This window comes from Formivibrio citricus (assembly GCF_900115065.1).
Classification (GTDB): domain Bacteria; phylum Pseudomonadota; class Gammaproteobacteria; order Burkholderiales; family Chitinibacteraceae; genus Formivibrio; species Formivibrio citricus.
The window spans coordinates 1-7,020 of the sequence record NZ_FOVE01000034.1 but is presented as its reverse complement, the minus strand read 5'-3'; the positions used below and the strand labels follow the sequence as shown (position 1 = coordinate 7,020).

Genomic DNA, 7,020 nt, shown 5'->3' with positions numbered 1-7,020 from the left:
AGCCTTGAATGCGGTGAAGCGGGAGTTCATCAACAGCCAGGATGGCCTCGATAACCCCGCCTACTGGGCTCCGTTTGTGTTGTATGGGGTGTGAGCGGGCTTCAATAAACAATTTTCCCGGGTTTAATCGGTTCAATTTAACAGACTTGTAAAAAACAAGGCGCGTAGATTGTTTTCGCCAATTCGTTAAAACTGATTTATAAATTTGAACGACGATCAAAGGCGCAACTAAATAATAACATCCACCAATAATCCAAATATTTATCCACGCATTGACAGTAATTTTCAAAAAAAGGAACCACCATGAAACGTACAAACAAGTCCTTACTGACCATTGCCATGGTTATGCTGCCATTTGTGTATGCACAGGCCGAATGTGATGGAAAATCCTGGGCTCCAGATAACCGTTACCAAATCAAAGGGGCGGAAGTTTATGACAAGAAAAGCAATCTTACCTGGAAGCGTTGTGCGGAGGGGATGAATTGGAATGGCACGACCTGCACAGATGAACCAAGGGTCATGACTTGGGACGACGCATTAAAGCGCTATTCCCTCAGCAAGCACTCCAGTGACGATGCCAAGCAGCACAAATACTCGCCAAACGATAAAGCCTGGCGCTTGCCCAGCTTGTACGAACTGACAACTCTGTTTTCAGGTTCAAAAGAGCACAAGAGTCGGTGGAGTGATGCCCCCCGAGCGGGTTGCTGGAATCCCGCCATCAATACCCGCATATTCCCTGGTGAGCAACTCTCATATCCGTTCTTGTCTTCTTCTTACGAGCATAGCACCTTCGCTCATTTCGTCGTTGATTTCAACTCTGGCAATGCTGAAGGCTACTACGATACGTATAGGGCTCGTGGCCAAATACGCTTGGTGCGAGTAGGCAAGTAACCATAAAAATATCAATTTTGCCAAAATCCAGAACACGAATTTAGCAGCAATATATTGAACTCAATAGTTATATTTATTTCAAGGAGAAATTCATGAAAAAACTGCTTCTACATGTATTCAGCGCTTGTGCGCTGATGTTTATTGGGCAGGCCGCACTGGCAGACGATTGCGGCTCGCTTAAAAAATATGAAGCTCGTCAGGCCTGCAAAGGTGATTGTTCGGCGATTTCAGATTATTCGACACGACAAGTATGCAAGGGCGATTGCTCTTCGATCTCCGATTATGCCCTCCGGCAAGCCTGCAAAAAAGATTGCAGTTCGTTGAGTAGTTATGAAGCGCGCGAAGCATGTAAATCCTGCGGAGGTGGTGCGGAATGGGCCATGTTTTACATGCTGCGCGTAAAGCAAACATGCTCGTCTCGTTAGCCGGCGAACTACACATACACCGATCGGGGGCTTGGAAAACCTGCCCGTTGAGCTCCGTTCGTGTTGTATGAAGTACGAGCCCAATATTTGCCATGAACAAATGGCATCGAAAATTTAGATCTGATTTGGATTTACTTGTACTGCTTCAAACCATCTGGAGAACACCATGAAACGAAATCAACCACATAAATATTTATTACGTGCCGTTGCCTTGGCCATCGGTCTTCTGCTGGCCTCGCCAGTTTGGGCTGGCCTCAAAGAAGGTTTGGCCGCTTACGAACGAAACGATTATGCAACTGCGCTTGCGAATTTCAGACCATTGGCCATCAAAGGTATCGCTGAAGCCCAATTCAATCTGGGGGAGATGTACTACAAAGGTCATGGCGTTAAAAAAAATAAGTCAGAGGCGGCAAAGTGGTATCGAAAAGCTGCTGACCAAGGTTTGGCTGTCGCCCAAAAAACATTGGGTGACGCATATGCGTTTGGCCAAGGCGTAACGCAGGATTCGAATGAGGGGGTCAAGTGGTATCGCAAAGCTGCGGAGCAGGGCTTTGTCGATGCTCAATTGGCCATGGGCAATTCATACAGCGCAGGAATTGGCGTAGAGAAAAATTACGCGGAAGCTGCAAAATGGTACCGCAAAGCAGCCGAACAGGGAGACACCCTTGCTTCGAAATATCTGGGGGACATGTATGCAAAAGGACAAGGCGTAGAACGGGACAACGCCGAAGCAGAGAGGTGGTACCGTAGGGCATTTTCAGCAAAACCATAGAAGCACATCGCTCAAGCCGGGATTTTCCCGCACCGGGCAACATGGACCTGTTCTGGGCCTATCGCGATAGAGGCTCGCGGCAGGATTCTGAACAGGTTCAAAAGCTTGCCGACGGGAGCCAATACCCTGATAACTTCTCGCCGGGCTCGTCCAACACATAACCCAACCCGCTTCTGCATACCCCGCTCACCCTTAGGGTTTCAGAAACAGGTTGGGCTATGATAATGGCCATTGCGCTAACTGATCGCGTTGAAAACAATGCACAAACTTAAAGCCAAAATTGCGTCGTTAGAAAAATACGCCTCTGCACACAACCTGCTGGATAAGGCGGAAGCACTGTTCCTGCGCCACGGAGGGCCAGTGGCGCGGCTTTGGTTGAAGCTCTCCGGCACCGCTCGCGCAGTGGTGATCAACCTGCTGATTGGCTTGGGGATCGGGCTCTGGCTGTTTACCCAGACCAACAGCGATCTGATTCGCAAAGCAGAATACAACGGCATCGATTGGGTTCTGAACCAGTATCGCGGCAGCGCGCCTGCCCATCCGGAGCGGGCGGTTCCGTTTACGTTTATCCATGTCGATGAAGAAACCTACCGCGAATGGGGCGAGCCGATCTTTACCCCGCGGGACAAGCTGGCTGCCCTTATCCGCTACGCGCGGGAAAACGGCGCGGCCAGCATCGTGGTGGATATTGCACTGGATCGTCCCACGCCGGACGATGTCCCGCTGCAGGAGGAATTATCCAGCTTCAACCAGCCCGGAAACCGGACGCACCTTTTTCAGATTCGTACCTTCATGGCTCCGCTGGAAGGCGAAACCGGGCTTACGCGCTTGCGCACTTCGTTTCTGGATAAAACTTTTGGGCTGGATCATCCCTACATTCACCCAGCCTCATCGCTTTACAACCTGGCGGAAGACGGGGTGGTTCGTCATTGGCGAGTATGGGAGCCCGTCTGCCATGTTGGCAAAGATGGCGCCGCCCAACCGGTGGCACTGCCTTCGGTGCAGTTGGCGACTCTGGCCATCTCGCATGATCAATATGCGCAGCTCAAACAAACGCTTGCCAACCAGCTAACCCCCGGTTGCGATCAAGCCGTAGAATTGCCCGATCAGATATTCCGGGTAGATAGCCGCTTGGCCGTGCATCTGGGCGGGGACCGGATCAAGAAAACCATTCTCTACAGTATTCCATGGCAACTGAAACCCGGAGAAAGCCGTCCGCAGATCGAGTGGAATGGCACCCCCACCCCGTTGCTGACCAAGATTCCCGCCCGGCGCATCATCCAGCAGCCGGACCTGAAAGAAGACTTGAACGGGCAGATTGTGATTATCGGCACCAGCCATGCCGAGGCGCGCGATACCCATATGACGCCGTTCGGCGAGATGCCTGGCGCCATGATCATCATCAACGCTATCCACTCGATATTGCAGCACGGAGAAATACAGCCCCCCGGCCTACTCGGAAAGCTGCTCCTGCAAAGCGCGCTGATCGTGGTCATGAGCCTGATCTTTGCACGCTGGCGCTCGCTCGCAGGTGCTGTCATTACCTATGTACTGATCGTAGCGGCCATGTTGCCGCTCAGTCTGTGGCTTTTCAAAGCCGGCATGTGGCTGGATTTTGCCTTGCCGTTGCTGGCGGTACAGTTGCATCAGGTCGCCAAGAGCTTTCACGAACGAATCGACCGAGCCCGCCAAATGGCTCAAATTGAAAGCAACAACAGTTCCAATCAGGAGAAAACAGCATGAAAACCCGCTCTCTCTACTCCCTGCCTATTGCTGTGTTGCTGGCGGCCAGCCAACTTCATGCGGCGGGTGTCAAGGTGGGCTGGATCGACAGCCTGCAACCGGCCAACACAGGAATGGATACGGTCCGCATTGAACGGGATGGAAAAAACCTGCCGTACACGCCCGCCAACCGCATGTTGTACGATGGCGACCGGATCGTTCTGACCCGTGACAACCTGACCCTGAAACTTGTCATTGGCGAAAAAAATGTACAGGTCACCTCCAGCCAAGCCCGACCGGATGCCCCTTATCAGATCAAACAGGCGGGCGAAATTCCGACTGTCCAGAAAAACCTGCTGGACTGGATGGGCGACAAACTCAAAGGCAAATCCGCACAGCGCAACCCGGTCAAAACCATTTCGGCCAGCGCCCGCAACCAATCGTCCGGTGCACACGCCCTCTCCATTCCGGCTCTAGCAGTGGGCAATCCACTCATTGCCGGAGGAACCCGCGACCTGAAACTCAGCTGGCAAGGCGGCACCGCCCCCTACCGTATCACCATCAAACAAAAAACGGGCCAAACCGCAGCCGACAACCTGGGTGCCCCCGCACACACCTTCTCAGGCATCGTGCTGCAGGAAGGCACATTGCAATTGACCTTGGAAGACAGCCAAGGCAAGCGCTACATCGAAACCATCCGCGTTGTCCCCGCCGCGCAACGCCCAGCCATGCCGCTTCCCCTGAAAGAAGCCCGACTCGACGAAACCACCCGCAACCGTCTGTATGGCGAATGGTTGCAGGAACAAGGCAACAACTGGGGGCTGGAAGCTATGCAGTGGATGGGGCAATAAACGCTTGCCCCTGCAACAAAAAAGCCGCACAGGGCCTAGTAATCAGTCACACAGATTCTGCTATGTTCGGCGCGCCCCGCATCCCCATTCGCTTTGTCACTCATCCTCGCCATAGCCATGCTATGGCTGCGGTTCGCTTCGCGCGACTGGTGCGCAGATGCGCGTCTCGGTATCCACGCGAACCACTAGTGCGGCTTTTTTACAACTGGCCAGACAAACCCCGGCCTTGAGCGTCCAAACGGCATACCACACAAAAGGACACACCGAACATGACCCCACAAACCCGTCTCGTCCGCCTGGCACTGGCTGTTGCGCTGTGCTTTGCCGCCCCAGTGCTTCGAGCCGAAACGGCGCCCATCTCTAGCGCAGAAACAAAACTGCTTGAAGCGCTATCCATGGCCATTAAAGCCAACGACTATCAACAAGCGCTCCAGCAAATTTTGCAGCTACTAAAACTTCACCCAGAAGATGACAAATTAATCAAATTCAAGGCCTTTTTATTGCGCCAATTAGAATTTCAAAACGGAATAATATCAATTTACAAGCAAGATACGGAAATATTCCCAGACGATGAAAAATCATGGGGTGTTCTATGCAGCAATTTAATTTCGTTCAACAGGATAAAAGAAGCCCGCTCCGCTTGCAAAAGATCCGTCGAAATCAAAAAAAATATAGAAAACACAACAAATCTTGGCCACACTTTCCTTCTTGAAGGAAATACTGAAAACGCCTATTCATGGTACAGAGAAAGCTTAAAGCTAATAAGGTCGCATGAAGACTTAATCAATGGCCCACTTGAAAGTCTTGACACCTTCATCGAAAAAGAAATAAAAACCAAAGAAAGTCGAGCTGCGAAATCATGGTTCGAAACCAGCTTTAGTCAAATACCAGCCTTAATAGATACAACATCAAAAATTGAAGAACTAAAAAACTCAGGTAAATATGCCGCAGCAATCCCATTAGCACATGAGTCCTTGGCCAAAATTGAACAAATTGCTGGAAGAAACGATCCGGTAACAGGATTTTACCTTGGGAATCTTGCCGAGTTGTACGAACTTAATGGCGAATACGGCAAGGCGCTTCCTCTAGCCCAGAGAGCTCTTGCCATTGCAGAAGAGTCTCAAAATTCAGAGCCATCCAAAATCGGCATCCGCCTTAACACACTTGCCGGCATATATAACGCCACGGGCGACTATATCAACGCACTGAATCTATACCAACGCTCACTGACCATTACAGAACAAACTCGTGGCTCAGATCATATTGAAACCAGTGCCATTCTCAACAACATGGCCCTGCTATATAGCAACATGGGTAACTATACACAGGCTCTTCCGCTCTATCTGCGCTCCTTGTCTATCACCGAAAAGTCCAACGGCCATGAACACCCTGATACCGGAATGAGCCTAAATAACCTTGCCAGGTTATATCTCCAGATGGGTAATCCGGGTAAAGCAATGCCACTTGTCCTGCGCGCATTGGCCATTACTGAAAAGTCCCTAGGGCCCGAGCATCCCGACACCAGCTCCTGTCTACAAAGCCTCGCCGTGCTTTACACAACCATGGGCGATGACAACAAAGCCCTGCCACTTTACCAGCGAGCATTGACCATCGCCGAAAATAGCCTAGGTAACGAGCACCCCGCCACTGCAAGCTCTACTCAAACCCTCGCCCTTCAGCACAGGCTAATGGCCAACCCTACCCAGGCTCTGCCGCTATACGAACGCTACATCACCATCGTCGAGAAACTGCGCTCCCAATCCGGCTTGGGAGTCGAAGCCAAACAGAACCTGTTTGCCCAGTATGTCGGGGGTTACAAGGATTACGCCCAGCTGCTGGGTGAGCAGAAACAGCCGGAAAAAGCGTTTCATCTGTTTGAGTTGAGCAAAGCCCGCACCCTGCTGGAAGAAACCGCCGCCCGCGCCGGTCAACAGGTGCTGCCTGCCGAGGAGGCGGCTGCGCTGGAGAACCTGCGACGCCAGTTGGCGCTACTGAACGACAAGGTGGCCAAGGCCGAGAACGATACGCAACGGGCAAATCTCTCAGCCTCTCGCGATCAGGTCGAGCGCGAGTTGAGTACCTTGCATGGCAAGTTGCTGACGCAATATCCGAAGTACGCCCAGTTGACCACCCCGACAATTCTGCCCTCCGCCGAGGCGGCCCGCCATTTGCCGGAGGATGCGGTGTATGTCAGCTACTTGGAGAACGAGGGCCAGATTCTGGCGCTGACCATGAGTTCGGATGGTGTCGTTTCTTATCACGACCTGGGCAAGCCAGCGGCCTTGGCGGGGGCGGTGGCGGCCTATCGGGCCATGGTGGCCCGCCCGAATGGGCTGGCGGGCTTGGCGGATGAGGGGGT

At 52.2% G+C, this 7,020-nt stretch carries 7 protein-coding genes; 6 read left to right on the top strand and 1 reads right to left on the bottom strand.

Features of this window, described 5'->3' with window-relative positions; translation table 11 throughout:
- Window positions 1-289, bottom strand: a 289-nt coding sequence (locus BMZ36_RS14665) for a hypothetical protein (RefSeq protein WP_218142741.1), incomplete at its 3' end; no start/stop codon positions are given.
- Window positions 290-303: 14 nt separating this feature from the next.
- Between BMZ36_RS14665 and BMZ36_RS14095 the strand changes: the two genes are divergently transcribed.
- The 6 genes from BMZ36_RS14095 to BMZ36_RS14075 form a co-directional block, all read left to right on the top strand.
- On the top strand, window positions 304-891 hold the full coding sequence (locus BMZ36_RS14095; protein WP_143086082.1) for an Lcl C-terminal domain-containing protein: 588 nt from the start codon (window positions 304-306) through the stop codon (window positions 889-891).
- Between the two features lie 92 nt (window positions 892-983).
- Window positions 984-1,316, top strand: a complete 333-nt coding sequence (locus tag BMZ36_RS14445; protein WP_143086081.1) for a hypothetical protein — start codon at window positions 984-986, stop codon at window positions 1,314-1,316.
- A gap of 166 nt (window positions 1,317-1,482) precedes the next feature.
- The gene (locus BMZ36_RS14090; RefSeq protein ID WP_091198370.1) at window positions 1,483-2,088 is read left to right on the top strand and encodes a tetratricopeptide repeat protein; all 606 of its coding nucleotides are present in this window, start codon (window positions 1,483-1,485) and stop codon (window positions 2,086-2,088) included.
- 258 nt (window positions 2,089-2,346) lie between these two features.
- Entirely contained in the window at window positions 2,347-3,831 is a 1,485-nt protein-coding gene (locus BMZ36_RS14085; RefSeq protein WP_091198367.1) for a CHASE2 domain-containing protein, read from the top strand.
- Window positions 3,828-4,661, top strand: a complete 834-nt coding sequence (locus tag BMZ36_RS14080; RefSeq protein ID WP_091198364.1) for a hypothetical protein — start codon at window positions 3,828-3,830, stop codon at window positions 4,659-4,661. The genes BMZ36_RS14085 and BMZ36_RS14080 overlap by 4 nt, the downstream gene beginning before the upstream one ends.
- Before the next feature lie 269 nt (window positions 4,662-4,930).
- The coding region (locus BMZ36_RS14075) for a tetratricopeptide repeat protein (RefSeq protein ID WP_143086080.1) at window positions 4,931-7,020 on the top strand (2,090 nt) is incomplete at its 3' end.

Coding starts and splice junctions, on each gene's coding strand:
- BMZ36_RS14095 (WP_143086082.1), top strand. CDS start 304: ATGAAACGTACAAACAAGTCCTTACTGACCATTGCCATGGTTATGCTG.
- BMZ36_RS14445 (WP_143086081.1), top strand. CDS start 984: ATGAAAAAACTGCTTCTACATGTATTCAGCGCTTGTGCGCTGATGTTT.
- BMZ36_RS14090 (WP_091198370.1), top strand. CDS start 1,483: ATGAAACGAAATCAACCACATAAATATTTATTACGTGCCGTTGCCTTG.
- BMZ36_RS14085 (WP_091198367.1), top strand. CDS start 2,347: ATGCACAAACTTAAAGCCAAAATTGCGTCGTTAGAAAAATACGCCTCT.
- BMZ36_RS14080 (WP_091198364.1), top strand. CDS start 3,828: ATGAAAACCCGCTCTCTCTACTCCCTGCCTATTGCTGTGTTGCTGGCG.